Source organism: Pseudomonas sp. Pseusp21, assembly GCF_059492145.1.
Map to the genome: position 1 here is coordinate 5,205,524 of NZ_CP168520.1, position 25,987 is coordinate 5,231,510.

General features: G+C 60.2%; 26 protein-coding genes, 1 tRNA gene and 1 riboswitch. Of the genes, 11 read left to right on the top strand and 16 right to left on the bottom strand.

Translation table 11 applies throughout. The features are described 5' to 3' along the window. Positions 1-3 precede the first annotated feature (3 nt). The 5 genes from fos to ACEN93_RS23665 all read left to right on the top strand — a co-directional run bounded on the left by fos (position 4) and on the right by ACEN93_RS23665 (position 3,398). Positions 4-420, top strand: a complete 417-nt coding sequence (fos, locus tag ACEN93_RS23645; protein WP_495610569.1) for a fosfomycin resistance glutathione transferase — start codon at positions 4-6, stop codon at positions 418-420. Positions 421-480: 60 nt separating this feature from the next. Continuing rightward, positions 481-1,119 (top strand): LysE family translocator, encoded by a 639-nt coding sequence (locus tag ACEN93_RS23650; protein WP_039772730.1) that lies wholly within the window; start codon positions 481-483, stop codon positions 1,117-1,119. A gap of 76 nt (positions 1,120-1,195) precedes the next feature. Next, the gene (locus ACEN93_RS23655) at positions 1,196-2,545 is read left to right on the top strand and encodes a sensor domain-containing protein (RefSeq protein ID WP_495610570.1); all 1,350 of its coding nucleotides are present in this window, start codon (positions 1,196-1,198) and stop codon (positions 2,543-2,545) included. 118 nt (positions 2,546-2,663) lie between these two features. Further along, positions 2,664-2,819, top strand: a complete 156-nt coding sequence (locus ACEN93_RS23660) for a KGG domain-containing protein (RefSeq protein ID WP_080770669.1) — start codon at positions 2,664-2,666, stop codon at positions 2,817-2,819. Between the two features lie 75 nt (positions 2,820-2,894). Beyond that, positions 2,895-3,398: a DUF4142 domain-containing protein gene (locus ACEN93_RS23665; protein ID WP_064594055.1), complete on the top strand. Its 504-nt coding sequence runs from the start codon at positions 2,895-2,897 to the stop codon at positions 3,396-3,398. A 49-nt stretch (positions 3,399-3,447) separates the two neighbouring features. On the opposite strand, the gene ACEN93_RS23670 is transcribed toward ACEN93_RS23665, so the two are convergent. Beyond that, positions 3,448-3,858 (bottom strand): low affinity iron permease family protein, encoded by a 411-nt coding sequence (locus ACEN93_RS23670; protein ID WP_039772727.1) that lies wholly within the window; start codon positions 3,856-3,858, stop codon positions 3,448-3,450. Positions 3,859-4,072: 214 nt separating this feature from the next. Between ACEN93_RS23670 and tam the strand changes: the two genes are divergently transcribed. Beyond that, positions 4,073-4,843 carry a trans-aconitate 2-methyltransferase gene (gene tam, locus ACEN93_RS23675; RefSeq protein ID WP_103386804.1) on the top strand — a complete coding sequence of 257 codons (771 nt, stop codon included), beginning with the start codon at positions 4,073-4,075 and terminating at the stop codon, positions 4,841-4,843. Between the two features lie 39 nt (positions 4,844-4,882). Here the strand turns inward: tam and ACEN93_RS23680 are convergent, their stop codons facing one another. Beyond that, entirely contained in the window at positions 4,883-5,611 is a 729-nt protein-coding gene (locus tag ACEN93_RS23680) for a class I SAM-dependent methyltransferase (protein WP_495610571.1), read from the bottom strand. 529 nt (positions 5,612-6,140) lie between these two features. Between ACEN93_RS23680 and ACEN93_RS23685 the strand changes: the two genes are divergently transcribed. Then, on the top strand, positions 6,141-6,509 hold the full coding sequence (locus ACEN93_RS23685) for a DUF6124 family protein (RefSeq protein ID WP_085666784.1): 369 nt from the start codon (positions 6,141-6,143) through the stop codon (positions 6,507-6,509). Between the two features lie 80 nt (positions 6,510-6,589). Here the strand turns inward: ACEN93_RS23685 and ACEN93_RS23690 are convergent, their stop codons facing one another. The 14 genes from ACEN93_RS23690 to ACEN93_RS23755 all read right to left on the bottom strand — a co-directional run bounded on the left by ACEN93_RS23690 (position 6,590) and on the right by ACEN93_RS23755 (position 22,386). After that, positions 6,590-7,849 carry a type II toxin-antitoxin system HipA family toxin gene (locus ACEN93_RS23690; protein ID WP_210711135.1) on the bottom strand — a complete coding sequence of 420 codons (1,260 nt, stop codon included), beginning with the start codon at positions 7,847-7,849 and terminating at the stop codon, positions 6,590-6,592. Continuing rightward, positions 7,842-8,159, bottom strand: a complete 318-nt coding sequence (locus tag ACEN93_RS23695; RefSeq protein ID WP_064384151.1) for a helix-turn-helix transcriptional regulator — start codon at positions 8,157-8,159, stop codon at positions 7,842-7,844. Before ACEN93_RS23695 ends, ACEN93_RS23690 begins: the two co-directional genes overlap by 8 nt. Positions 8,160-8,652: 493 nt before the next feature. Next, positions 8,653-8,726 (bottom strand) — tRNA-Gly (locus ACEN93_RS23700). A gap of 170 nt (positions 8,727-8,896) precedes the next feature. Then, on the bottom strand, positions 8,897-9,781 hold the full coding sequence (locus tag ACEN93_RS23705; RefSeq protein ID WP_011332879.1) for an alpha/beta fold hydrolase: 885 nt from the start codon (positions 9,779-9,781) through the stop codon (positions 8,897-8,899). Positions 9,782-10,097: 316 nt separating this feature from the next. Beyond that, entirely contained in the window at positions 10,098-10,790 is a 693-nt protein-coding gene (locus ACEN93_RS23710) for a pseudouridine synthase (protein ID WP_074691073.1), read from the bottom strand. A 33-nt stretch (positions 10,791-10,823) separates the two neighbouring features. Next, positions 10,824-11,054 carry a cysteine-rich CWC family protein gene (locus ACEN93_RS23715; RefSeq protein ID WP_103386812.1) on the bottom strand — a complete coding sequence of 77 codons (231 nt, stop codon included), beginning with the start codon at positions 11,052-11,054 and terminating at the stop codon, positions 10,824-10,826. After that, positions 11,047-12,534, bottom strand: coding sequence for a sensor domain-containing diguanylate cyclase (locus ACEN93_RS23720; RefSeq protein WP_103386813.1), 1,488 nt, complete (start codon positions 12,532-12,534; stop codon positions 11,047-11,049). Before ACEN93_RS23720 ends, ACEN93_RS23715 begins: the two co-directional genes overlap by 8 nt. A gap of 168 nt (positions 12,535-12,702) precedes the next feature. Further along, on the bottom strand, positions 12,703-14,475 hold the full coding sequence (gene atzF / locus ACEN93_RS23725) for an allophanate hydrolase (RefSeq protein WP_495610572.1): 1,773 nt from the start codon (positions 14,473-14,475) through the stop codon (positions 12,703-12,705). 24 nt (positions 14,476-14,499) lie between these two features. After that, positions 14,500-18,132, bottom strand: a complete 3,633-nt coding sequence (uca, locus tag ACEN93_RS23730) for an urea carboxylase (protein WP_495610573.1) — start codon at positions 18,130-18,132, stop codon at positions 14,500-14,502. Positions 18,133-18,307: 175 nt separating this feature from the next. Further along, positions 18,308-18,949: an urea amidolyase associated protein UAAP2 gene (locus ACEN93_RS23735; protein ID WP_210711140.1), complete on the bottom strand. Its 642-nt coding sequence runs from the start codon at positions 18,947-18,949 to the stop codon at positions 18,308-18,310. Between the two features lie 11 nt (positions 18,950-18,960). Further along, positions 18,961-19,686, bottom strand: a complete 726-nt coding sequence (locus ACEN93_RS23740; RefSeq protein WP_074691078.1) for an urea amidolyase associated protein UAAP1 — start codon at positions 19,684-19,686, stop codon at positions 18,961-18,963. Positions 19,687-19,699: 13 nt separating this feature from the next. Continuing rightward, the gene (locus ACEN93_RS23745) at positions 19,700-20,488 is read right to left on the bottom strand and encodes an ABC transporter ATP-binding protein (RefSeq protein WP_039772712.1); all 789 of its coding nucleotides are present in this window, start codon (positions 20,486-20,488) and stop codon (positions 19,700-19,702) included. Further along, entirely contained in the window at positions 20,485-21,300 is an 816-nt protein-coding gene (locus ACEN93_RS23750; RefSeq protein ID WP_039772710.1) for an ABC transporter permease, read from the bottom strand. The genes ACEN93_RS23745 and ACEN93_RS23750 overlap by 4 nt, the downstream gene beginning before the upstream one ends. Before the next feature lie 18 nt (positions 21,301-21,318). After that, positions 21,319-22,386, bottom strand: coding sequence for a putative urea ABC transporter substrate-binding protein (locus ACEN93_RS23755; RefSeq protein WP_495610574.1), 1,068 nt, complete (start codon positions 22,384-22,386; stop codon positions 21,319-21,321). A 63-nt stretch (positions 22,387-22,449) separates the two neighbouring features. After that, a riboswitch (guanidine-I (ykkC/yxkD leader) is annotated at positions 22,450-22,550 on the bottom strand. Positions 22,551-22,833: 283 nt separating this feature from the next. Between ACEN93_RS23755 and ACEN93_RS23760 the strand changes: the two genes are divergently transcribed. The 4 genes from ACEN93_RS23760 to ACEN93_RS23775 all read left to right on the top strand — a co-directional run bounded on the left by ACEN93_RS23760 (position 22,834) and on the right by ACEN93_RS23775 (position 25,987). After that, positions 22,834-23,097 carry a hypothetical protein gene (locus ACEN93_RS23760; RefSeq protein ID WP_064383076.1) on the top strand — a complete coding sequence of 88 codons (264 nt, stop codon included), beginning with the start codon at positions 22,834-22,836 and terminating at the stop codon, positions 23,095-23,097. A 178-nt stretch (positions 23,098-23,275) separates the two neighbouring features. Beyond that, positions 23,276-23,677: a hypothetical protein gene (locus ACEN93_RS23765; protein WP_074691080.1), complete on the top strand. Its 402-nt coding sequence runs from the start codon at positions 23,276-23,278 to the stop codon at positions 23,675-23,677. Positions 23,678-23,880: 203 nt separating this feature from the next. Next, entirely contained in the window at positions 23,881-25,080 is a 1,200-nt protein-coding gene (locus ACEN93_RS23770; RefSeq protein ID WP_495610575.1) for a glycosyltransferase family 4 protein, read from the top strand. Between the two features lie 46 nt (positions 25,081-25,126). Beyond that, positions 25,127-25,987, top strand: a complete 861-nt coding sequence (locus ACEN93_RS23775) for a hypothetical protein (RefSeq protein ID WP_495610576.1) — start codon at positions 25,127-25,129, stop codon at positions 25,985-25,987.

The following is a 25,987-nucleotide window of genomic DNA, read 5'->3' on the forward strand; positions in this document are numbered from 1 at the left end:
CCGATGCTCACCGGCCTCAATCACCTGACCCTCGCTGTCACCGACCTGGACCGCAGCCTCGCGTTCTACCGCGATATGTTGCAGCTGCGAGTCGAGGCCACCTGGGACGCCGGTGCCTATCTGTCGCTCCCGGGCCTGTGGTTGTGCCTGTCCTTCGATCCGAAGCGCCATCCCGACCCCGCCGCCGACTATACCCACTACGCCTTCAGCATTGGCGCGGCGGATTTCCCGCTGTTTGTGCAACAGCTTCGTGCCGCTAACGTGCGGGAATGGCGCGACAACCGCAGCGAAGGCGCGTCGTTCTACTTCCTCGACCCGGACGGGCACAAACTCGAAGCCCACGTCGGCGACCTGGCCTCGCGACTGGCCGCGTGTCGGCAAAAGCCCTACGCGGGCATGGGTTTTTTCAACGAGTCGTGAATATTCACAAACTGCTGGGATAGACTGGCGGCCACGTTTTCCGGGACTTGCAGGTTTTCCATGACTCCATCGTTGCTAATGGCCGTGCTGGCTTCGGGTTTCATTTACGGCATCACGCCGGGGCCGGGTGTGCTGGCGGTGTTCGGTATCGGCGCCGCACGTGGGCGGCGGGCTGGGGCGGGGTTCTTGTGCGGGCATCTGCTGGGCGACGTGATCTGGTGCAGCACCGCGCTGATCGCGATTGTCGGCGCCCGGGAAATCGGCAGCACCGCGTTCGATGTACTCGGCGTACTCAGCGGCCTGTACCTGTTCTGGCTCGGCTGGCGTGCGGTACGGGCCAAGCGCAGCAACGGCGATCAACCGCAGGGCGCGGCGCGTCAGCCGTTCTGGCACGGCATCCTGTTCGGCCTGACCAACCCCAAGGCCTACCCGGTGGCGGTGGCAACCTTCACCGCGCTGCTGTCGAGCCGCGCCGAACTGCTCAACTGGTCGATGCTGCCGATGCTGATCGCCTTGAGCTTCCTCGGCGGATTGCTCGCCTACGCTATCCTCATTGGCATCGTCGGGGCGCGACAGGTGCGTACGTTGTACCAGCGTCATGAACTGGCGATCACCCGGTTGTGCGGGATCATGTTCATCGGTTTTGCCATCAACGCGCTGGTGCATGCACTGCCGGGGTTGATGCCGAACAAGGCTTGAAATCGATCGCAGGATGCGAGGTCGGGGTCAGGGACGGTGGATCAGCGCTGCATTGTCCGGACACCTTTTCTGAACCATGGAAAGCCGAAATTCCGCGCCGTTGGCGAGTTACATCGATCTGTTGCTGGACGCCGTCTGTGCCGTGGACAAGCAGGGCCGTTTCGTTTTTGTCAGCGCAGCCTGCGAGCGGATTCTCGGCTACACGCCTGACGAGCTGATCGGCCAGTCGATGATCGACTACGTCTACCCGGCCGACCGTGAGCGCACCCTGGCTGCCGCGAACGACATCATGGGCGGCGAACCCAAGCACAATTTTGAAAACCGTTATGTGCGCAAGGACGGCAGCGTCGTGCATATCCTGTGGTCGGCGCGCTGGTCGGAGGTCGACCAATTGCGCATCGCCGTGGCCCGGGACATCACCGAGCGCAAACTCGCCGAATCTCGGCAGGCGGCGCTGTACGCCATTTCCGAAGCGGCCCATGCGGCGGAGGATCTGCTGGCGCTGTTCAAGCGCATCCACATGATTATTGGCGAGTGGCTGCCGGCGCTGAATTTCTCCGTGGCGCTGTACGACGAACATTGCGCGCAGCTGAACTTTCCCTATCACGTCGACGATGACGAGTTGCAACCGGAGCAACCCGGCACCGTCACCGGTCGCCTGTGTGCGGAAGTGATCCGCAGCCGCCAGCCAATCCTCCTGACCCCGGATTGTCCCCACGCGCCGCCGGAGTTCGCCGCGCTGGTGGCCGGGCAGCAATCGCCGTGCTGGCTCGGCGTACCGCTGAGCTCGAAAAACCGCACCATCGGCGCGCTGATCGTCAAAAGCCTGCCCGGTGGCGAGCGCTACACCGAACGCGACAAGGAACTGCTGCAATACGTCTGTGCCCAGGTCGCCACCGCCATTGAACGCCAGCAACTGCACGCCCGCCTGCGGCGCATGGCGCAATACGATCAATTGACCCAGTTGCCCAACCGCGAACTGCTGCGCGAACGCCTCAAGGCTGCTCTGAACCATGCGCGGGAACAGTCCGGGCACATGGCGCTGCTGTACGTCGATCTGGATCGCTTCAAACAAGTCAACGACACCTTTGGCCATGCGGTGGGCGACATGCTCTTGCAGGCGGTGGCCAACCGGCTCAAGGGCTGCGTGCGCGAGACCGACACCGTGGCGCGGATTGGCGGCGACGAATTCGTGGTGCTGCTGCACAGCGTCCACGCCGCCGACGATGCCGACAACGTGGCGGAAAAAATCCGACAGGTATTGGTGCAACCCCTGCGCCTGGACGGGCACAACCTGAGTATCGAACCGAGCATCGGTGTGGCGCGGTATCCCGAGCACGGACGTGAGGAACAGCAACTGTTCCGCCACGCCGACCAGGCCATGTACGCCGCCAAACGTTTGAATCATCGGGCGCTGGACCACTGACTGGCAGCTCACCGTTCGTCGCGGCGACGGCAACTTTTCTAAACCTTTGGCGGTCAGGAAATTCTCAATCTAGGCGGGCACCTGCTCGCCGCGATCAAATACCAAGGGGTAGAGAATCATGCCTAATTCAAGAAACTCGAACTCGGGAAACTTCGCCAACGATAAGACCAAGGCGTCTGAAGCCGGTCGCAAAGGTGGGAAAACCACCACCACGACGGTCGACAAAGAGCCTAAAACCGACATGGGCCGCAAGCCTGCTCAAAAGTCGAAGTAGTCGGTGAAGGTTGTTTTGATTGAGAGGCGGGGGCGCAAGCTCCCGCTTGAATCTGCAAAGAAGGAGGGCGCGACCATGAGCCGGATGGCCACCCGAGTACGCCACATCAGTTTTGTCAGCCTGCTGGGGTTGTTCGCCAGCAGCGCGTTTGCCCAGTCGCCTGCCGACTTCATCAATGAGGCCTCGGCCAAAGGCATGGCCGACATCGAGGCCAGTCGTCTGGCGCACAGCAAGGCCGAGTCCAAAGAGGTCAAGGATTACACCATCGTCGTCATCAACGACCGCACCACCGCCAACCAGCATCTGGCGAAAATCGCCAAGAAACTGGACCTGCCGGTGGCGCCCCGCGAAGAAGTTGCCGACAAGGCCAAAGCGCTGATGCCCGAAGTCAAAGAAGGCGCCAGCTTCGATCAGGCCTACGCCGCCAGCCAGGTCAAAGCCACGGAAGAGGCGATTCAGCAGATCCAGCAGGAGGCTCAGACCACCGACGTGCCGGAGATCAAGGCGTTTGCCGACGAGACCCTGCCAAAACTGCAGAGTCATCTGGAAATGGCCCGAGCCCTTCAGGCCAGTCGCTGAATCCGCAGCAATGAAAACGGCGCTTTTTTAGCGCCGTTTTTTTTGCCTGTCAGCATTCATTCAGATCCTGCTTCGGCTTGCTCTTGTCCCCCAGACCTTCCAGGTCAAACACCTCATTCTCACCCATCGCCCGGTAATGCCGACGCAGTGCCTCCAGCTGCTTGAGATCCAGCGACTCCAGCCCGAGCATCGCGTTCTGCGCTTCCTTGTTCACCCGCAGCAGTTCATCGAGTTTCAAATGCAGGATGTCGGTATCGCGGTTCTGGGTGTTCTGGATCAGGAACACCATCAGGAACGTGATGATCGTGGTCGAGGTGTTGATGATCAGTTGCCAGGTGTCGTTGTAATCGAAAATCGGCCCGCTCAACCCCCAGAGCCCGATCAGAATCAACGCCCCCATGAACGTCTTGGGGCTGCCGGCCCAGAGGGCGAGCTTCTGGGAGATTTTTGCGAATTTCATGGCCGTTTTCCTTGTTGGGGGCGCTTGAAATTCAGACATCGGAGGGGGGCGGAAAATTCTACTTACAGTTTTCTGAGTTCCTGTGGGCACGGCGAAGACAGCGGTCCCGGCGATATCGGACATACGTAGGGGAGGGCAGATAAACGCGATCGCTGTATCGTGTCGGCAGCTGCTTTTCTACGTTTCGCCAAAACGTCCAAGACAGGAGAACGCAATGACCTGGTCCGCCAAGCAATACGTCACTTTCGAAGATGAACGCACCCGCCCGGCCCGCGACTTGCTGGCGGCAATTCCCACGCCCGAGGCGCGTTCCGTGGTGGATATCGGGTGTGGTCCGGGCAACTCGACCGAGTTGTTGGTGGAGCGTTTTCCGGGGGCGAAAGTGCAGGGGCTCGACAGTTCGCCGGACATGATCGATGCCGCGCGCAAGCGTCTGCCGCAGTTGCAGTTCGCGGTGGCGGACATCGATAAATGGGCGGATGCAGGGCCATTCGATGTGATCTTTGCCAACGCCGTTTTGCAGTGGGTGCCGGATCACGCGACGTTGCTGCCGGCGCTGGCGGGCAAGTTGGCGCAGGGTGGCAGCTTGGCGATTCAGATGCCGGACAACCTCAACGAGCCGTCCCATCGGTTGATGCGTGAAGTGGCGGCCAACGGGCCGTGGGCCAGCAAACTGGCGGGCGCGGCGGGGCAGCGGACCGAGATGGCGGATGCCAGTGCCTATTTCTCGATGCTGCGGCCGCATTGCGCACGGGTCGATGTGTGGCGCACCACGTATCACCATCAGCTGGCGGGCGGGGCTTCAGGCGTTGTCGAGTGGTTCAAGGGCAGCGGTTTGATTCCGTTCCTCAGTCCGCTGACGGAAGCGGAGCGGGCGGACTATCTGGCGCACTATCTGGCGGAGGTCGCGAAGGCGTATCCGGCGCTGGCGGACGGTTCGGTGTTGTTGCCGTTTCCGCGGTTGTTCATTGTCGCCACACGTTGATACGAAATAGGGCCGATTTGATCGGCCCTTTCTTTACGGTCAGCGCTGTACAGCGACCAGCATCATCATCGGCCGCTCGCGCTCTTCAGCGAGGGCCGGTTGCGCAGCCACTTCCTCATCGCTCGGGCCCCATTCATTGACGTGTTGAATCGTGAACCCGGCGTCGATCAATGCATTAAGCAGCGTCCCGACCGTGCGGTGCTGCTTGATCACCCCGTCGGCCAGCCAGTTGGTCACCCGCTCGCCTTCCATCTGATAACTGTCCAGCGGCCAGCGCTTGTTGCCCTCGCTGTCGATCAGCCAGCCCGGATTGCGCGGCGCCATGAAGATCGGGTGCTCGATGGAAAACACAAAATGCGCACCGGGTTTAAGCGCCGTATGCATGTTGGCAAACAGCCCCGAGAGATCCTTGATGTAGTGCAGGGCCAGTGAGCTGTAGGCCAGATCGTAAGTGCATGCAGGCAAGTCGAGGTGTTCCAGGTCGGCACGTTCGTAACGGATGTTCGCGGCCGAAGTGGTTTCCTTCGCCCGTTCGAGCATTTTCTCCGAGACATCCAGCCCCAGCACTTGGGCAGCGCCGTTTTCGCTGGCCCAGCGGCAGAACCAGCCGTAGCCGCAGCCCAGATCCACCACCTGCAAACCGTGCAGGGAGGGCAACAAGGCTTTCAGCGCCGGCCATTCCGGCGCGGCATCGAGGCCGCCGATGGAGCGGTTCATCTGGCTGTAGCCGTGGAAAAATTCGGGGTCGTCGTAGATGTTCTGGGTCATGGATTTGCTGCTCTTTTGAATTTGATTTGGGTGGCTCGCAGGCCACGGTTTTGAATCCCTCGAAACGTGATGGCGCGTATTCGTCGATGGCCGCGCAGGGGGAGGGTGGTGGGCGATGGGGAAATGCTAGCGGGTCGTGGCGAGTGTGAGAACCGGGGGAGTGTTGGGGATCTGTAAACGCGGTTTTTCGATACGGGATGTTTAAAGAGTTGGCCCTGTTTACTGAACCTTCCCACAAGGTTTTCAGGTTGTCCGTCGGAAGTGCGGACTCTAGCCTGTAAGGGTCGCTGATGAATCGGCGATCGGGATTGGAACCCCGGCGACTTCCCAAAAAAGCAAAAGCAGCTTTCATGACGTATGCTTGCCCGCCTTCATGGTGTGCACTCTGTTATGGCGGCTGTGCGCGAGAGACTTCGAGTCTGTCGGGCTTTTGGCTTTTTTCGCCCGGGTTCCAACTCGCGTACAGCTGCCACCTCTTCGATTGGAACCGAGTAGGTCAGCTCCACCTATCGACTAGAAAGAAGCCATTATGAAGAAGCCAACCCCGAATCCCCCCGAAGTCGAAACCGACCCAACATCCCCGTACGTCTCGATCGACTGCAGAAAACTCCACGACGCCGCCAACCGCGCCCTCGATCACTACCTCTGCCCCGGCGCCCATGTCATGGGCACAAACAACCAGCCCGACCCGATGTACTTCGCCAACCCGGCCTACGACACCGAATCCCTGCTGGCCAACGCCAGCGAATCACTGGGCTCGGCATCCGAGATGCTCAACAACTTCGCCGCCACCCTCGACCCCACCCACCGCAGAACCGCGATAGGCATTGCGCAACTGGTGATGCTGGGTGAATTGGCGGTGAATCAGGCGTTGGATCATGTTGAGGTGAAGGACTGAATTGCAGCTGTTCTGGCAGGCATAAAAAAACCGGTCGTAGCGACCGGTTTTTTCATTTTTGGCGCTTTGGCAGAGCAATCTCAGCGAAGCCGCTCGACGTTTTCATCGATTCGTTTCTGGATGGTCTGCAACGTGTCCTGAGTGATGACGCCGGGGTACATCGTTCCTGCCATCGTCACGAACTGATCAGCCACCTCGCAGAACCGGGCGATGATGTCGTCGGCCGTTTCAGCCGAAACCTCTGCTTCCTCTGCAAGAGCGAGCATGGCTTTTCGGCCGATCTCCAATGCTTCGCCCATAACGTCCATCTGGTGGTATCCGCCGGGACCCTCGCAGAAGGTCACATCGTAGGCTGGGGCCAGCGTCCACTGGCCGGATTTCGACATGATGTAGGCGAAGTTCTTCGGGTGGTCATCGCGATTGTTGAACGCGACGTTGAAGACTACACGCTCAAACGCGAGCGCTTTCTCTCGTACGTCATTGGTGCAGAGATGGGTCGCACGCAAGAAATTGACGTAGTCCAGCGCTCCGGCATTCTGGAAATCGGCAGCCGTGAAGGCTGCGAGACTTTGCATAGGCACGCGTAAGTCGTCTTCGCGATCAAAGCGTTTGGTAGCAAACGCTGCCAACCCGTTCGGCAGGCTGAAGTACTGAGTGTCAGGTGTCTTTATTCCACACATCCGCAAGCATTCGGCGTAGACCATTTCGATGGCACACACCTCGGGATGCTCCTGCCGGGCGGGAAACTTGACCAGCCAGGCCTCGAAGCCTGATCTGGCTATGGTGGTAAAGGTGCCTGTTCGCGGATCGCGATAGACCAAGGCTTTTGGTCTGGCACCCTGCGGAGATCCACCCACCAGCAACAGCTGTTGCAAGAACTCGCCACCCTCACCCTTGAGGACTTCCTGCACCTCGGCAGCCAGCAGATCAATGGAGACCTCAACTTGCGGCTCCAGCGCCTCGGGTGCCACCGGCTCGAACGACATTGCGCCCATGGCATTGTTGCCGATGTAAGCGAGGCGCTCGAGTGCGCCGATGCGTGCGGAATTAAGGCCGCGCCGCTTGAACAAGCGATCCATCAGCAGCATGCCCCAGCCATCCGGCAGCGCATCGTAGACCGGTCCAGGCAAACCCAATTGATGGATCGGAAAGTCACGCCGTAACTTGGGGCCTTCCAATGGAAGTCTGTACGCCGACAATTCCAGGCCTCTGTTCTTTGCCTCGTCGCTGTACTCGAACACGATCAGTGGGCGACCGGTGATAGCCGTCGTGGAAACGAGCGTGCCCCACCGCCAGTGTTCACCCCAGCCATCGTAGTAGACGTCCACTCGTTCAAGCATTTCCTGATTTCCTTTTTATGCGCTGACGCCTGGAGCTGTCTTCGTAACGAAGGATGTCGTCCAGGCTGTCCAGTTTTGGCAAGAACAGGTCTTCGATTTCCTGGACGCGCCCCACAACCATGGCCACTCGGACTACGGTTTCGAAACTGACATTCCGCCCGGCTTCAAGGTTGGCCACCGTATTGGTGCCGACACCGGCGCGAGCAGCCACATCGGCTTGCGTCATCTGCAGGGCTATCCGCTCTGTGCGCAGGCGTTGGCAGAGCCGTTTGACGATCTCGCTTGGTTTGCTGAGGCTTAATTCCAGCATGGTGTGCCTTATGTCGCATAAAGGTCGGTTAATACCCAAAATTATAGAGTTAACCTTCATTGCGTCAAATCAGTTAACTCCATTTTGATATGAGTTAACTGCAATTTATGTTGATAAGCCACAATAATGCAGAATTAAATTGTTGGTGGTGAAACCGCTCCAGCCTGGCTTTACGTTGAGCACTCCATCGAAACCATTTCAATCTCATACCCTTGATCGTCTCCGGACGAGATGCAGCCGGGGAGGCATGCGGATCTCTCCCCGAATCTCTCCCTTGAGGCCGAACGCTTCGATAACGAGCGCTCACGACATGAGTGACTGACTGTCAGGAGCGTAAGCGCAGACGGAGGGAATTCAATCAACGTGTTGTTTCTGAATGGTTCAAAGCTGGCTGCTCGGTACCAAATCCCGGACACAAAAAAACCGGCCATCAAGGCCGGTTTTTCTGTTTCCGCATCCCCCGTCAAACCACGACGCAGGACATAAATTCGATTGGAGCGGGTGAAGGGAATCGAACCCTCGTTATCAGCTTGGGAAGCTGGAGTAATGCCATTATACGACACCCGCTCAGAGCGGCTGACTTTGTACCAGACTCGGCCACGGATTTGAAGTTTTCTTTGCACGCCAACTACGGAAAGTCTTGAAACAGAGCCGAAATCGGTCAATCGCGGGCAAGCGCTGCGGGCTGGAGGACGGCTGAATCTCAGCCTCGCAGGCTTGCTCGCGACGACACTGTTTCAAATGGCCAATGCATGGTGATCCTGGACAAACTGGTAACGCGTCCGGCTGGCCTGTTGCGCCGGTTTCAGGAAACCGAGCAGGGCGTTCTGGCTGTCCCGGCAGGCGGATTTGTGTTCCATGTCGAGGAAGTGCCCGGTGGCCTGCAGGGTAGTGAAGGTGCTCTGCGCGACATGGTTGCCGAACAGTCGGGCGTCTTCGGCGGCGGTGTATTCGTCCCATTCGCCGTTCAGGAACAGCACCGGTACGTTGATTTTCTTCGCCGCGTTCAAATAGCACTGACGGTCGCTGTGCAGCACGTCGTTGATGTGGAAATGCATCTGCCCGTATTCGTGCTCAGCGAGGCTGCTGACGTGGCGATAGTTGAAGCGCTTGAACAGCGACGGCAGGTGTTTGCCGATGGTGTCGTTGACGAGGTGCCCGACTCGGTCGCCGTCGCGTTTGCCGAGGCATTCGACGCCGCGTTCGAGGTAATCAAGCATGTGCGCGTTGATTACTGGCGAGAACGAGCTGATCACGGCTTTTTCAATGCGCCGAGGCTGATGCGCGAGGGCGACCATGGTCGCAGCGCCGCCCCAGGAGAACGACAGCACGTGTTCGGCCGCGAAGTGATCGATCAGCTCCAGCAGGATCAGACCTTCGACTTCTTTCGTCAGATGTTTCTCGTGGCGGTTGTGGACTTTCGACTTGCCCGCGTAGGGCTGGTCGTAGCAGACCACGTTGAATTGCGGGTGCAGATTTTTCACGGTTTGTGCAAACGACGCAGTCGTGGCCATCGAGCCGTTGACCAGGATGATGGTCTTTTCTGCGGCGTCTGCGCGATAGAACTCCGTGTAAACCCGATACTGACCCTGTATATCCAGCACAGCGATTTCTGGCCTCATGTCATAAGACTCCTGGCAAGCAAGCGGGTATGCGCGCAAATGAGATTGCACGAGCTTTGTGACAGGTAGGCATATGCCTGGAATTTTGTGGCCCATGTCGATCCGGTACGGCAGGTCGACGGGTGTTGTTATTGGCGGGCAGTCTGTCGGCTGAGGCGCAGCCCTGATGGGCTGTCTACCGACAAAAAGTTTCTTGGATGTTATGTGTGACTCATCGGTCACAATTTGGCCGACGACCTGATTCAAGCAGGGGGATCCGGATCGCGCAAGTGCCGTTGGTAAATTGTTCGACAACTTCTGCTGAGCGGTCGGCTGCTTAGAACAAATGAATCTCTTCGGTGCGCAAAGCGCGGTACTCGCCCGGTTTTAGCGCGTTGTCCAGCGCCAGCGGGCCCATGGATTCGCGGTGCAGGCGCAGCACTTTGTTATTGAAGTGGCCGAACATGCGCTTCACCTGATGGTAACGACCTTCGACGATGCTCAACCGCGCGGTTCGCGGGCCGAGCACTTGCAGCTGCGCCGGTTGGGTGGTCAGGTCCTCAAAGGCGAAGTAGATCCCCTCGGCGAACTTGATCGCATATTCCGGGCCGATCTCCTGTTCGGTCTCGACGTAATAGACCTTCGGCAGTTTGGTCTGTGGCTGGGTCAGGCGCCGCGACCAGCTGCCGTCGTTGGTGATCAGCATCAGCCCGGTGGTGTTGAAATCCAGACGCCCGGCGATGTGCAGGTCGTCTTTGTCCGGCTCGTGGATCAGGTCGAGCACGGTCGGATGCTCGGGATCGCGGGTGGCGCTGACGCAGCCCTGCGGTTTGTACAGCATGAAGTAGCGCGCCGGTTTGCCGGGTTGCAGCACTTCGTCGTCGACCTCCACGCGGCTGAACTCAAGGACTTCGCTGTGGGGATCGCTGACGACTTTTCCGTCAATGCGCACGCGCTTTTCCACCAGCAACAGGCGAACCTGCTTGCGGTTGTAGCGGGGCAGGTTACTCAGGAAACGGTCGACGCGCATGATCAGGAATCGGCAGGAAGCGGGCCGCGCATCTTACGGGATCGACGGCCTGGCCGCTTGCAGTTGCGCCTCGACCTGAGCGCAGCGTGGGCACAGGCAGGACTTGTCACGCAGTTCCGCCGGCAGGGCTTCGAGCACTGCCGGATCGATGGAAACGCCGTAGCACCAGCAGGCGCGGTCGGCGGTGCGCGGGTCGGCCAGGGTGCAGTCGTTGCGGGCGCCGCAGGCCGGGCAGAGGTCAGGTGTCTTCTTGGCGTCAGGCATAGGTCGAGTGAGGCATTTCCACGCAGGTGCGGTTACGGCCGGTCTGTTTGGCCCGGTACATCGCATGATCGGCCCGGGACAGCAGGCTGTGCAAGGTGTCATCCGGTTGCAGGGTGGTGGCGCCGATGCTGACGGTCAGATTCAGGGTGTGACCGTTGTAGGCATATTCATGCTGTTCGACGTGCTGGCGGATCTTCTCGGCAATCTTCTGACCGGTCTCGCCGTCGGTGTCCTTCAGCAGCACGATAAATTCCTCACCGCCCCAACGGCAGACAATGTCGGAATGCCGCAGACAACTTTGCAGGTCCCGGGCGAAACCGATCAGCACCTGATCGCCGGCCATGTGCCCGTAGGTGTCGTTCAAAACCTTGAAGTGGTCCAGATCCAGCAGCAGCGCGGTCAGCGGTTTCGGCTCTCGATGGGCCTCAGTTAAAGCTTGCGCGGCGAGCAGGTCGAAGCCGCGGCGGTTGGGCAGTTCGGTGAGGCTGTCGAGGGTGGCCTGGGCGTGGATCTTTTCCTGATAGCGGCGGATCAAGCGGTTGACCAGGGCCAGCACGATCAACGTCACCAGCAGGCAGATCAGCAGGTTGAGGTACAGCGACTGGCGGATTTCGCTCAGCGCGCCGTCTTCGCGTTTGTCGACAAACAGGTACCAGTTCAGCTCCGGAATGAACCGCACGTTGAGGAAATGCCCCTGGCCGTGGGTGGAATATTCATAGCTGCCGCTGTGGGGTTTGGGCAACTGGCTGACCAGGCTTTTCATGCTGTCGAGGTCGGTCAGGCTTTTCCCGACCCGCGCCCCTTCCGGCCCGCCCTCGGCGCCGGTCAGCACCAGTCGGCCGAAGGTGTCGACGAAGTACACACTGCGTTGATAGCGCTGCTGGTACTTGTCGATCAGCTTGATCACCGCATCCACCGTCAGCCCCACGCCAGCGGCGCCTATGAAGCGATCGTTGTAGTCGTAGACCTTGTAGTTGATGAAGAAGGTCATGTTGTCTTTGTTGGCCAGGTCCGGGTCGACGTTGATCTCGTACGGATCCTTCATGTCGCGCACGCGGAAGTACCAGGCGTCGCGCGGCTCGTCGATTTTCACCTGCTTGAGCACGCCCTTGGCGTGGTAGTAAGTGTGGGTGCTGTTGGACACGAAGAACGCGGTGTAGGCGCCGTAGTGGGTCATGACCTCGTCGAGGTAGCGGGTCATCTGGTCGCTGTCCTTCTCGCCGTTCACCACCCAGTCGCGCATGAAGGTGTCGCGGGACATCATCGAGGAAATCAGGATCGGTCTGACGAGGTCTTTCTGGATTTCCGAGTACACCGTGTCGGATGTCAGCGGCAGTTCGGTGTTGACGATGTTGTCGCGGATCGACGCCCGTGAGGCGTAGTAGCTGAGCAGCGAGGTGGCGAGGAAACCTGCGCCGAGCAGGGCGATCAGGGTCAGTACCAGCGAACGTTGGGAGTGAAACGCAGATCTGAGCGGCATTGGCAATTCCGTTGACAGTGACCCGATGGGCAGCATTCTAGTGGCACGGCGGGGAAAAGACTGCGGGATTTGTGCCTGAAATGCGGGGGGATCAGCCGGGCAGGGGTGTCTGGAGAATGGCTCGCTCATCCAGCCCCCTCCCGGAACGAAAGGAGGCCGGTTTTCGAATCAGTTTCCGGTTTGCAGATACGCGCGCCACTCACCCAAGTGGCTGATATCGATTGCACCTTCCAGGCCGTAGGGTTCGCAGATGAAACCGCTCTCCCAGCGGCCATCCGCCAGTTGCACCTTGCCCAGGCCCAGCGGCGCCGGGATGCCGGTCAGGAACGAGCCCAGCTCACGGCTCGGCAATTCCCAGACTTCCACCTCGATGGCCACGCCACCGTCGGCCACGCGCAGCATGCCGGGGCGCAACGGCGGGCCACCGGCCAGGGCATAGAGTTTGTAGTCCTTCGAGCTGTAGGTGGCCTCGATCAGGCGTGCGTCGCGCTGGCGCAGTTGCCAGTTCAGGGCCAGCCCGTCCAGGTGCGCACCGCAGACCACCAATCGTGCACGGTCATGGCGCGCCGGGTTGGTTGGCGTCGGCAGCCCGGGATTCTGCTGGCGCTGCAGGGCATCGGCGACACCCAGCAAGTACTGATCGGTGAACGCCCGGCCAAACAGCGTCACACCCCACGGCAGCCCGTTGGCCATGAAACCGCTGGGCACGGCGACGGCGGCGTAATCGAGCAGGTTCATGAAGTTGGTGTAGTAGCCCAGTTCGGAATTGCGCAGCACCGGTTCGGCGTCGAGTTCCGCCAGCGTCACCGGACGACCGATAGTGGGCGTGAGCACGCAGTCGAGTCCTTCCAGCGCTTTATCGCAAACGGCTTTCAGCGCTTGCAGGCGGTATTGCGCACGGAACGTCTGCACGCCGCTGACGGCCGGTGCTTTGGCCAGCACCGCGCGGATCACCGGCAGCACCGCTGCGGGATTTTCTTCCATCAACTCGCCGGCCACGCTGTAGCGCTCGGCCACCCACGGCCCTTCATAGAGCAACCGCGCCGCTTCGAGGAACGGCGACAAGTCCAGCTCGACCGCTTCACCGCCCAGAGCTTTCAGACGGTCGATGGCATCGCCGAACAGCCGCGGGCCTTCCTCACAGCCGAAAAAATCCAGGTCTTGCGCACGTGGTACACCGAAGCGGAACGGCCGTGGCACGCCGAACGCGGTGCCGTCGTTCCATGACGGATTGCTGCGGCTGTATTCGTCCCGTGGATCGAGGCGCGCGGTCAGCGCCAGTAGCTGACTGGCTTCCCGCGCCGTTGCGGTGAACGTGGTGACGCAGTCCAGCGTGCGACAGGCCGGCAGCACGCCGGCGGTGGAGATCAGGCCTTTGCTGGCCTTCAGTCCAACCAGATTGTTCAACGCCGCCGGCACCCGGCCGGAGCCGGCGGTGTCGGTGCCCAACGCGAAACTGGCTACACCGAGCGCCACGGCCAGTGACGAACCGGCGCTGGAGCCGCCCGACGGATACTCCGGCAACACGCTGTTCGGGCAAGCGCCATAGGGCGAACGGCTGCCGTTGAGGCCGGTGGCGAACTGGTCTAGGTTGGTCTTGCCCAGCGGGATCGCCCCCAGCGCCAGCAGTTGCTCGACGATGGTCGCCGAACGCTCCGGCACATAGGCGAACGCCGGGCACGCGGCGGTGGTGGGAATGCCGGCGAGGTCGATGTTGTCCTTGATCGCGAACGGCACGCCATACAACGGCAGGCTGTCGAGGTCGCGACCGTCGAGGGCGGCCAGATACGGTTCCAGTTCTTCGACGCTGAGCAAGTGGATGAACAGGTGGTAGTCCGGGTTCAGCGCCGCCGCTTTGTCCCGCAGCGCCAGCAGCAATTGCCGCGGTGTGGTGTCGCCATTGCGGTAGGCCTGGCGCAGGGCATCGAGTTGCAGATTCATGGGTTGATCCTTTGGCAAATGGTTTCAGTCGAGTTCCAGCACCACGACCCGTTGTCCGGCACGCACCGCCGATCCCGGCTGCACGCGAATGTCCTGCACCACCCCGGCCATGGGCGCGAGCACGGGGATTTCCATCTTCATCGACTCCAGAATCACCAGCACATCACCGGCCGCCACGCGGCTGCCGACCTCGACCTGCACCTGCCAGAGGTTGCCGGCAATGTGGCTGTCGATACTTTGCTGGCCGCTGGTCAGCGGTGTGTCTTCGCTGCTGTCCGGCACGGCTTCTTCGCTGTCGAAGTGCGCCTGGCCACTGGCGATCCAACGTTCGCGCTCCGCCTGGAAGGCGCCCTGTTGCTGCATCCGGAAAGCGTCGATGCTCTCGGCTTCGCGTTGCAAAAAGGCCTGGTAGTCGGCGAGGTTGAGCTGGCTATGTTCGATGTCGAGATCGAAGCGCCCGAGGGGAAAGTCGCGGCGGATGCGCAGCAGTTCTTCGGCGCTGACCGGGTAGAAGCGGATCTGGTCGAAGAAGCGCAGCAGCCACGGTTTGCCGTCGAACGCGGCGACTTCGCGATAGCGGTTCCACATCTGCAAGGTGCGCCCGACGAACTGGTAACCGCCGGGCCCTTCCATGCCGTACACGCACATGTAGGCGCCGCCGATGCCCACCGAGTTCTCGGCGGTCCAGGTGCGTGCCGGGTTGTACTTGGTGGTCACCAGCCGATGGCGCGGGTCGAGCGGCGTGGCGACCGGCGCACCGAGGTAGACGTCGCCGAGGCCCATCACCAGATAGCTCGCGTCGAACACCGTGCGTTGCACCTCGTCGAGGTTGGGCAGGTCGTTGATGCGGCGAATGAACTCCAGGTTGCTCGGGCACCACGGCGCGTCCTTGCGCACGGTGGTCATGTATTTCTCAATCGCCAACTGGCAGGCCGGATCGTCCCAGGACAGCGGCAGATGGACGATGCGCGACGGTACTTGCAAGTCCTGGGCGGCGCACACCGCATCCCATTCACCGGCGACGATGCCGAGCAGATCGGCCAGCGGCAATTGTTCGGGCTGGTAGTGGATCTGCAGCGAACGAATGCCCGGTGTCAGGTCGATCACGCCGTGCAGGTTTTTGCCTTCCAGCGCCTGCATCAGGGCATGGGCGCGAAAGCGCAGGACCAGATCCAGTTCCGGCGCGCCGATTTCCAGCAGCAGATGGGTATCGCCGGATACACGCCCGACCAGCCGCTTGTCGTCCTGACCCAACTCCAGAACCACAGGCGAAACCAAGCCATGTGGGAGCTGGCTTGCCAGCGATGGGGCCCGAGCAGACACCGCGTCAACTTCATCGCTGGCAGGCCAGCTCCCGGAGGCATCCCATTTCAGGGCGAGATCGCGGGCAGTCTTGAGATCGACCGGCTCAAACTGCACCTTGTCCCCGGCCTTCAGTTGCCCGAGCTGCCAGAGATCCGCTTCGATCACGGTCACCGGGCACACGAAACCGCCAAGGCTCGGGCCGTCCGGACCGAGGATCACTGGCATGTCGCCGGTGAAGTCCACCGCACCGATGGCATAGGGGTTGTCGTGAATGTTCGATGGATGCAGCCCGGCTTCACCGCCGTCGGCGCGCACCCACTCTGGTTTCGGCCCGATCAGGCGCACGCCGGTGCGGCTGGAGTTGAAATGCACTTCCCATTGCGTGGCGAAGAACGTGTCGATGTAGTGTTCGGTGAAATATTCCGGCGCGCCGTGGGGGCCGTAGATCACCCGGATCCGGCGCACGGCGGGCAATTCGCTGACGTGATGCGGGGCCAGGGTCTGCCCGACGCTGCGGTCGCTCAGTGGGGCCAGGTGCAACACGTCCCCGGCGCGCAGAGCGCGCCCGCCATGACCGCCGAACTGACCGAGGGTGAAGGTGCTTTTGCTGCCCAGATAATCCGGCACCTGCAGGCCGCCGCGCAGGCACAGGTAGCTGCGGGCGCCAGCGTCGAGCAAACCGCCGAGATGTAACTGGCTGCCTGCTTCGATCAACAGCACGGTGTTCATCGGCACCGCTTCGCCGTCGAGGGCCAGCGTCAGCGGCGCCCCCGTCACCGCCACCACCGCGTCGCAATTGAAGCGCAGCAGCGGCCCGTTCATGGTGATTTCCAGTGCCGCCGCGCCTTCGTCATTGCCCAGCAAGCGATTGCCCAGACGCAACGCGCGGCTGTCCATCGGCCCCGAGGGTGGCACGCCGACCGCCCAGTAACCGAGGCGACCGGGGTAGTCCTGGACGCTGGTCTGGGTGCCGGCGCTCAGCACTTCAAAGGTGTTGGCCTGGTACACCAGACCTTCCAGGCAACGGGTCCAGGGCTGACCGCTGGCAAACGGCGTATCGAGCAGAATCTGCCGCAAGTAGTCGCGGTTGGTTTCCACGCCGTACAGCAGGCTGTCGCCGAGGGCCTGATGCAGATCGGCGCGGGCCTGTTCGCGGGTCGGCGCCCAGCTGATGACTTTGGCGATCATCGGATCGAAGTAGGGCGGGATCTCGCAACCGGCCTCGACCCAGGTGTCGATGCGCAGTTGAATGCCGTTGGCCGCAGGAAACTCCACAGCGGTCAACAGCCCCGGACTCGGCTGGAAATCTCGCCCCGGATCCTCCGCATACAGCCGTGCCTGAATCGCGTGGCCTTGCGGTTTCAGGCCTTCAAATAACTCGGCCAGCGGCGGCAAGTCACCGGCCGCCAACTCGACCATCCAGCGCACCAGATCAACGCCCCACACCTGTTCGGTGACGCCGTGTTCGACCTGCAACCGGGTGTTCACTTCCAGAAAATAGAAGCGCTGCGCATCGCTGTCGAAAACGAATTCGACGGTGCCGGCGCTGCGGTAATTCACCGCTTTGGCCAGTTTGATCGCCGCCGCGCACAACTCATCCGCCATGCCGTCGGGCAGGTTCGGTGCCGGGGTTTCCTCGAGGACTTTCTGGTTGCGCCGCTGCACCGAGCAGTCGCGCACACCGAGGGCGATCACCTCGCCGTGGCCATCACCGAACACCTGGACTTCCAGATGCCGCGCACGCTGGATGTACTTCTCGATGAACACCCCGGCGTCGCTGAAATTGTTCTGGCCGAGACGCTTCACCGCCTCGAACGACTCGCTCAGTTCGCTGGCGTTGCGGCACACGCGCATGCCGATGCCGCCACCGCCAGCGGTGCTTTTGAGCATCACCGGATAACCGACCTCTGCGCCGGCAATCAGCGCGGCGTCGAGGCTGTCGAGCAGTTCGGTGCCTTCGAGCATCGGCACGCCGTGCTGTTTGGCCAGCGCGCGGGCGGTGTGCTTGAGGCCAAACACCCGCAGCTGTTGCGGAGTCGGGCCGATGAAGGCAATGCCCTGGTTGGCGCAGGCTTCGGCGAATGCGGCGTTTTCCGAGAGGAAGCCGTAGCCGGGATGGATCGCTGTGGCACCAGTGGCTTTGGCGATGGCGAGGATCTTTTCGACGGCCAGATAGGTGCCGGCCGCTGCGCCTTCACCGAGGCTGTGGGCTTCGTCCGCTTGCAGGATGTGCAGGCTGGCGGCATCGGCTTCGGAGTACACCGCGACGCCTTCGACGTGCAGTTCACGCAAGGTGCGCAGAATGCGGCAGGCAATCGCGCCACGGTTGGCAATCAGGACTTTTTCGAACATGGAGAAACCCCCGGAGTCCGCGCTGGGTGCGGGCTCGACTGGGAGGCGGGCCGTCCCGCCGTTTTTGTTCAGGCGCCAGGGTCGTCCCCGACGGCGAAATCACTTCACTTTTTCAGGCACTGGCCCGAGCGCGCCTGGCACAGGGCGAAAAGCCAACGGCGCAGACGGGCGAATGTCAGTTCCATACCAGCAGCTCCGCAGGCGTCGGGTTGTAGGCGTTGCACGGGTTGTTCAATTGCGGGCAGTTGGAGATCAGCACGATCACGTCCATCTCCGCGCGCAGGTCGACGTATTTGCCGGGGGCGGAAATCCCGTCTTCGAAGGTCAGGCCGCCCTCGGCAGTCACCGGCACGTTCATGAAGAAATTGATGTTCGGCCCGATGTCACCTTTGCCCAGGCGCCCGTCGTGGACGCAGGCACGCAGGTAGTTATCGCGGCAGCTGTGCATGTAGCGTTTTTCCAGGGCGTAACGCACGGTGTTGCTCTCTTGCGCGCAGGCGCCGCCGAGGGTGTCGTGGCGGCCGCAGGTGTCGGCGATGATGGTCAGCATCGGTTTGCCAAGGTTGGAATACAAAACGCTGCCGGTACTCAGGTACACGCTGTTCTGCCGGCGCAAAGTGCGTTGCACGTCGTAGCGCTCGCGGGGATTGGCGAGGCTGTAGAACAGCGTATCGACCGCCTGGTTGCCCTCAAGGTCGAGGATGCGCAGGGTCTGGCCGGCCTTGACCTCCATCAGCCAGGGTTCGCCGGCCGGGATGGTGGCGCGGTACACCGCAGCGTCGGGTTGTTTTTGCGAAGTGGCGATAGCAACTGACATGGCGATGATCCTCAGGCGAACAAACGGTCGGTGTTGATAAAGCCGCGCTCGTTCTCCGGGCGCGAGGTACGGCAGTGCTCGGCGACGCTGGCGTCGGCGTTCATCCAGCTCAGCTTCAGTGGTTTTGGCGCGTAGTCGGGCGACGGGTCCATCGGGTGTTGCAGGGCAGTGAGGACGACGAGGGTGTCCATCGGTGCATACAGCTCGATGTAATCGCCGGCCTTCGAATGGCCTTCGACGAAATGGAAGCGCCCGGCTTCATCGACGTTGACCCGGCTGAACAGGTTGAGGGTCATCAGCAGGTCGGACAGGCCCAGGCCCCACTTGCCCAGTTCCACCAGCAGGTTGTCGGTGCCGTTGCGAAAGAAGCCGTTGCGCAGTTCCTGATAGCGGCCCTGGCCGTATTTTTCCGCGACCTCTTCAGCGCACAGCACACCGCCGAGGCTGTCGCTCCAGCCGCAGGTGTCGGCGGTGATTGCCGCCAGCACCCGACCCATGTCCGAGTACAGGCAATGGCCGGTGGTGAGCTTGGCGGTGTGTTGGCACTTGAGGCTGTCGGGCAGGTTCAGGCGCTCGGTTTTCTCGTTGGCGTTGAGCAGGGTCAGGCTGACGTTGGCACCGCCGCGCAGGTCGGTCAGGCGCAGCAACTGGCCGCGTTTAAGGACGAAGGAACGGTGACCGCCACCGGGCAGGGTTTCTTCGGCGAAGGGTGGAAACAGTTGGGTCGAATCAGTCATGGGAGCAGTCCTCTCAGGCAATACGAAGCGTGCCGGCCAACGCGGCGGGCAGGGCGTCGACGGCGGCGCGTTGGGCGCGGCGGTCGCTGTTCAAAGGGATGTCGTAGGTGATGCGGGCGCCATAGGCGCCGGGGGCGTGCGGGTCGAGGCGGACCTTGTCGAACACCAGCAGGCGAGTGCCGAGGCTGAAGCCTTCGGACAGGTCGTGGGTGACCATGAACACGGTCAGTTGCGTTTCGCGCCACAGCTCCAGCAGCAGCGCGTGCATGTCCTTGCGAATGCCCGGATCGAGCGCGCCGAACGGTTCGTCGAGCAGCAAAACCCGCGGTTTCATGATCAGCGCCTGGGCGATCGCCAGCCGCTGTTGCATGCCGCCGGACAGTTGCGCCGGGTACTTGTCCAGCGCATGGCCGAGGCCGACTTTGTGCAGCAGCGCCGAGGCTTGTTCGCGGGCGTCCCGTTTGGCGCTGCCGAACAGACGACCGAGCAGTGGCGCCCGGGGCAGTTCGAGGCCGAGGGCGACGTTGTCCAGCACACTCAGATGCGGGAACACCGAGTAGCGCTGGAACACCACGCCACGGCTGGCATCCGGCTCGCGCGCCAGTGGCTGGCCGTCGAGCAGAATCTCGCCGCGACTGGCGGTTTCCTGACCGAGCAGCAGGCGCAGGAAGGTCGACTTGCCGCAGCCCGAAGCACCCACCAGCGTGCAGAACTCGCCCTCATTGACGTTGAGGTTCAAGCCTTCGAGCACCACTTGGTCGGCGTATTGCTGCCAGACGTTTTTCACCGTGATGAAGCTCATTTGGCGGCCCCCTCATACCAGGGAAATGCCCGACGGGTCAGGTATTTGAGGCCCCAATCCATCAGCCAGGCGAGCAGGGTGATCCAGACCACGTACGGCAGGATCACGTCCATCGCCAGGTAACGGCGCACGAGGAAAATCCGGTAGCCCAGACCGTCGGTGGAGGCGATGGCTTCGGCGGCGATCAGGAACAGCCACGCCGAACCGAGCATCAGCCGCAGCGAGATCAGCAGACGCGGCAACAGTTGCGGCAGCACCACACGCAGCATCAATGTCCAGGTCGAGGCGCCGAGGGTCTGGGCCTTGATCAGCAGTTCGACGGGGATGTCCCGGGCGCGCTGTTCCAGATCACGGGCGAGGGCCGGGGTAATTCCGATCACGATCAGCATCACTTTCGACAGCTCGCCGAGGCCGAAGACGATGAACAGAATCGGCAGAATCGCCAGCGGTGGCACCATCGACAGCACCGTCAGCAATGGCGACAACGGTGCGCCGAACAGCGGCAGGGTGCCGGCGGCCATGCCCAGGCATAACCCGGCCAGTGCCGCGATGCCGAGCCCGATGGCCAGGCGTCGCAGGCTCGACGCGGTGTCTTGCCAGAGCAGGTATTCACCGGTGCGGCTGTCGGCGTTGAAGGCCAGGCGTTTCACCGCGTCCGTCATCTGCACCGCACTGGGCAGCAGCTTGTCGTTGGGATTGTCCGCCAGGCGTTCGGCCGAGCCCATAAAATAGGCGAACAGCACCAGGGCGAACGGCAGGATCACCAGCAACAGGCGACTCGGGCGATCCGGGTGGCGATTGATCAGGCGCATGGCCAAATCCTCCGTGGCTTACAGCTTGGCGTCAGCGGCCATCTGCACGTAGGTCGGATCGAAACGCAGCTTGAGGTTGCCGGTGTCGCCGCTGGTCACGCCGTTGGCGAAGGTCATGCCGACGGCGCTGGTGTCCTTCGCGCCTTCGCCGAGCAAACCGTGCTGGAACGAGAACTCGGCAACTTTGCGCATGGTTTCCGGCAGTTGCTTGCTGGTGGCGAACGCCAGGGCTTCTTTCGGCGTGGCGAACAGTTTGGTGGTGTCCAGTTGCGCCTGGAATCCGGCCAGATCGGTGCCCGAAGCTTTGGCCATGTGCTCAAGTGCGGCTTTGCCGGCGGCATTTTTGGCGTTCATCAAGTCGACCACTTCGAACCACGCGCCGGTCAGCGCCTTGCCCAGGGCCGGGTTGTCTTTGAGGGTGGCGCTGTTGACCACCATCATGTCCATGATTTCGCCGGGGATCTGGCTGGAGTTGAAAACTTCGGTCACACCGGGTTTGGCCTTGATGTCCGAGAGCATCGGGTTCCAGGTGGTAACGGCGTTGACCTGCTCGGTGTTGAAGGCGGCGGAAATGTCGGCGTCGGAGGTGTTGACCACTTTCAGGTCTTTTTCGGTCAGGTCGACCGAGTCCAGTGCGCGGGCCAGCAGGTAGTGGGAAACCGACAGCTCGACCAGATTGACGTCCATGCCCTTGAGGTCGGCGACTTTCTTGCCGTCGCCCTTGAGGACGATGCCGTCATTGCCGTTGGAGAAATCGCTGACGATCAGCGCGGTGCTGTCGACGCCGCCGGCGGCCGGAATGGTGAGGGCATCCATGTTGGTCATGGTGCAGCCATCGAACTGGCCGGCGGTGTATTGATTGATCGACTCGACGTAATCGTTGAGTTGCACGACATCAATCTTGATCCCGTACTTCTTCGCCCATTTGTCGACGATGCCCTGGCTGCCGGCGTATTCCCATGGCATCCAGCCGGCGTAGATCGTCCAGCAGACACTGAAGTGGTCTTTCTGCGCGGCGGGGGATTGAGTGCTGATAAACGCGGCGAACGCGGCGGCGAGCAGGGCGGGCAAACGTAGTCGGGACATGGTGGCTTCTCCAGTTGATCGAGGGCGGACAGGAAGGCAACGCGGCACCGCGAACGGTGGCTTGTCTCCCGGGCTTTTGTCCCGCCGTGTAACCTCAACTGGAGGTCGCCAACTCTCGGACCAGCCACTCGCAGATGCGAGCCGGAACCCTAGTCAGCCATTGCAAATTGTGGTGCCGCGAACCTGTGATGACTCCTGCACGGGTTTGTTAAAGCGAGAGGCGTGCCAAGTCGGGACGGGCCCTCTGTTACGGGCTTTCGTGACGTTGCGGCGGATGGCAAACGCCTGTGGGTGCTTTGTGTTGGTGCGCGGTTGCACCGTCATGCAGCGTCCGCTGCCGCTGATCCGATGCCCGAGAGGGTTGGGCACTCGCTGCCGGTCAGCCAGTCAAATCTGATGTCAGCCGGTCTGTGCCGACTGCTGTCACAGGTCTTTCAGGAGGCCGCCATGCGTATTTCAAAATTGCTGCGTCGGGTGCTGCTGGGAGCAGTGCTCGGTCTAGGGCTGTCCGGCTGTTACTACTACGCCGGCGGTTACGATGTTTACTCCACGCCCTACTACTATCCCGGCTATTACTCGCCCTATTACTACGGTGGATATTACGGTCCGCGTTACTACGGTGGCGCTCGCTATTACTACGGCGGCCATGGCTATCGCGGCGGCTACGGACGGGGTTATCACGGCGGCGGATACCACGGTGGGCACCACTAATCAGCGGCTGAATGACGGCGTTTCTGTATGAACAAGGTTTCATCAATCACTTGTTTCAAGTTGTTGCAGAAACGCACCGGATGCCGAAATCGCTGTCAGATATTTCGTCAGTCGCCGAATGAAAGACTGACGCCTGCCAGCGTCGCTGGTGTGGCTACCCGCGGTCCAGGAGGCCGCCATGTATCGCCGAATTCTTCTGTTTACCGTGATGCTTTTTTCCCTTGGCGGATGCGTCCCTTATTCCTACGGAGATGGCTACTACAGCTCAGAGGTCTACACATCGCAGGCACCTTCGTATTACAGCGGTGGCACTTATTACAGCGGCGGCAGCACGTACTACTCGGCGCCGCGCTACTACCAGCCAGCACCGCGCTATTACCAACCGGCTCCACGCTATTACTCGGCGCCTCGTTACTACCAACCGGCCCCGCGCTACTACGAGAACCGTCGCTGGCACGGTCATGATCGCGGACGCTGGGACGACCACCGTCGCGGTGGCTGGGATGACCGCCGGGGTCGTGGCAACTACGACCGTCACAGTGGACGTGGCGATTACAACCGACACGGCAACCGCTGGTAACCCCCCGCAAAAAAGCGGCGCATTGAGCGCCGCTTTTTTTGTGCCTGTTTTTTATGTGGGTGTGGATTGCACCATCTCCTAGGAGGTTCTCGGAACCCTCCTACAGTTTTATTTCTGACCATTTGTTAGCGTTTGTATGCACATGTTGACGTTGAAAAACTTCAATTTCATGGAGGTGTATAAGCGCGGGATATTGCTCGGATATGAATCTTCTTATCATTCATCAGAATTTTCCCGGTCAGTTTCGTCATGTGGCGTTGGAAGCATTGCGCAGGCGTCTGGGCGTCATTGCAATTGGACGCGATACAGCGCCAGGTATTGCCGGGGTAAAGTTATTTCGATACCGACCATCAAGGAAGATGACTAATGACGCTCACGACTATTTACATAGATATCAAGAGGCTGTTTCGGACGGGCAACAAGTTCAGCGAATACTGAAGAGGATCAGTCAGGCAGGCTTTCGGCCTGATGTAGTTCTCGCTCATCCTGGGTGGGGTGAATCGCTATTCGTCAAAGATGTTTACCCCGATGTGCCGCTAGTTCATTTCTGTGAGTACTATTACCGAGCGCGTGAGGCGGACTCTGGTTTCGATCCTGAGTTTCCCTGTGCGATGGATACGTTCTCAAGGCTTAGAGTCTTGAATTCAATGCATCTCCTGAATGTTGAGCAGTGCGATGCCGGGATTGCACCTACACAATGGCAGCGCGGTCTTTTTCCTAATACATATCAGTCTAAAATCCGCGTCATTCACGAAGGCATTGTTCAATTTGCCGAATCAGAAAAGGTCGAATCTGTAACGCTGCCGAGTGGGCGCGTGATAAGAGCAGGTCAGCCTATCTTGACTTATGTCGCCAGAAACCTGGAACCTTACCGAGGCTTTCATAGTTTTATGAGATCCATTCCCTATATTCAGGAAAAGTGCCCGAGCGCGCAGGTCATTGTAGTGGGTGGGGATGATGTCAGTTATGGGCGGATGCCCATTGGATACCCGAACTGGCGAAGCAAGATGGTCGCCGAGGTGGATGTTGATATTTCCAATGTTCACTTTGTTGGGAAGTTGCCTTATCAAACATACAGGTCGGTTCTGAGTCTTTCAAAGGCTCACGTGTATTTGACATATCCGTTTGTTTTGTCTTGGTCTCTGTTGGAAGCAATGGCATCTGGCTGTGTTGTCGTAGGTTCAAATACCGCTCCCGTGCAGGAAGTTATCGAAGATGGAATCAGCGGGATACTTGTTGATTTTTTTGACGCTGAAGAAATCGCCACGGCAGTGTGCAGGGTTTTAACGTCTTTCGCTGGTTTTGAGTCTATGAAGGATGCGGCGAGGTTGAAGGCAAGCGAATTCGATGTGGTTAAAGGAGTAAGCGGTTACTTTGGAGTGTTTAAGGAGTTGATGAGGTGAGTTGTTTCAAGTGATGTGATTGGTCATTTTAAAATGGAGATTTGAAATGCTTAAGATGTCTCGCAAGGAAGTTTTTCGCCAGTGCAGAAGGGGAATTAAATATGGAGTGTTACTAGCGATCTGTTATTGGGTCGTTGATTTCTGTATTCGATGGGAGGAGGCCGCAGTAGCGCGCGAGATTTATCAGAAGAAACAAGGGGCGTGCAGCAGGAAGCTGGCGGGTATGGAGCAGGTCCCGATACTTGGCGGCAGCCTGCTGGACCGGACAAAGATTCCCGGATTCCATTTTGGATCGACATTAAGGAGCGACGGCTCCTGTATTGCCGATCTTCTTTCAGGGTCATTCTGGTGGACGGGAAAAGAACTGTTTCCGGAATATGAAGCTCACGGGGTAGAACCACCCATTAGTTGGACGTATTACAATGTTTCCGCCAGACTTTACACCAGAAGGGATACCACGGAGCCGCATAATATGGGCGGACGGCATGTGGATTGGCCGGATGATCTGGTTGTAAAACTGAAGAACTATCCAGGCCTTGAACTTTGGCTTACCGCGCCACCACCCAGTATCAAAAATGAATTCTCTGTTGTAACTTTTGTTATGCAGGACTGGCGCCGGCGTGATGGAACGCCACGGAGGATAAATTGTAATGGTTTGAATTCGCCAGAATCTAAAGCTTCGGCCAGTGGTTTGAGTAAAGCATATCTTTTGAAAATGAATAAGGAGCAGTTGGAGAATTTGGAGTTTGGGAGTTTACGTACGTATTGTACGGTCGAGTTGCACCATTTCGACTTTGCAGGTGGGGATGCTCGCATACATTTGGGTACCGAGGGCTTGCGGGGTGCTCCAGAAGCGCTTAAGGCTGTCAGCGACTATCTTTCACATTCAATTATTACAGGGAAGTGA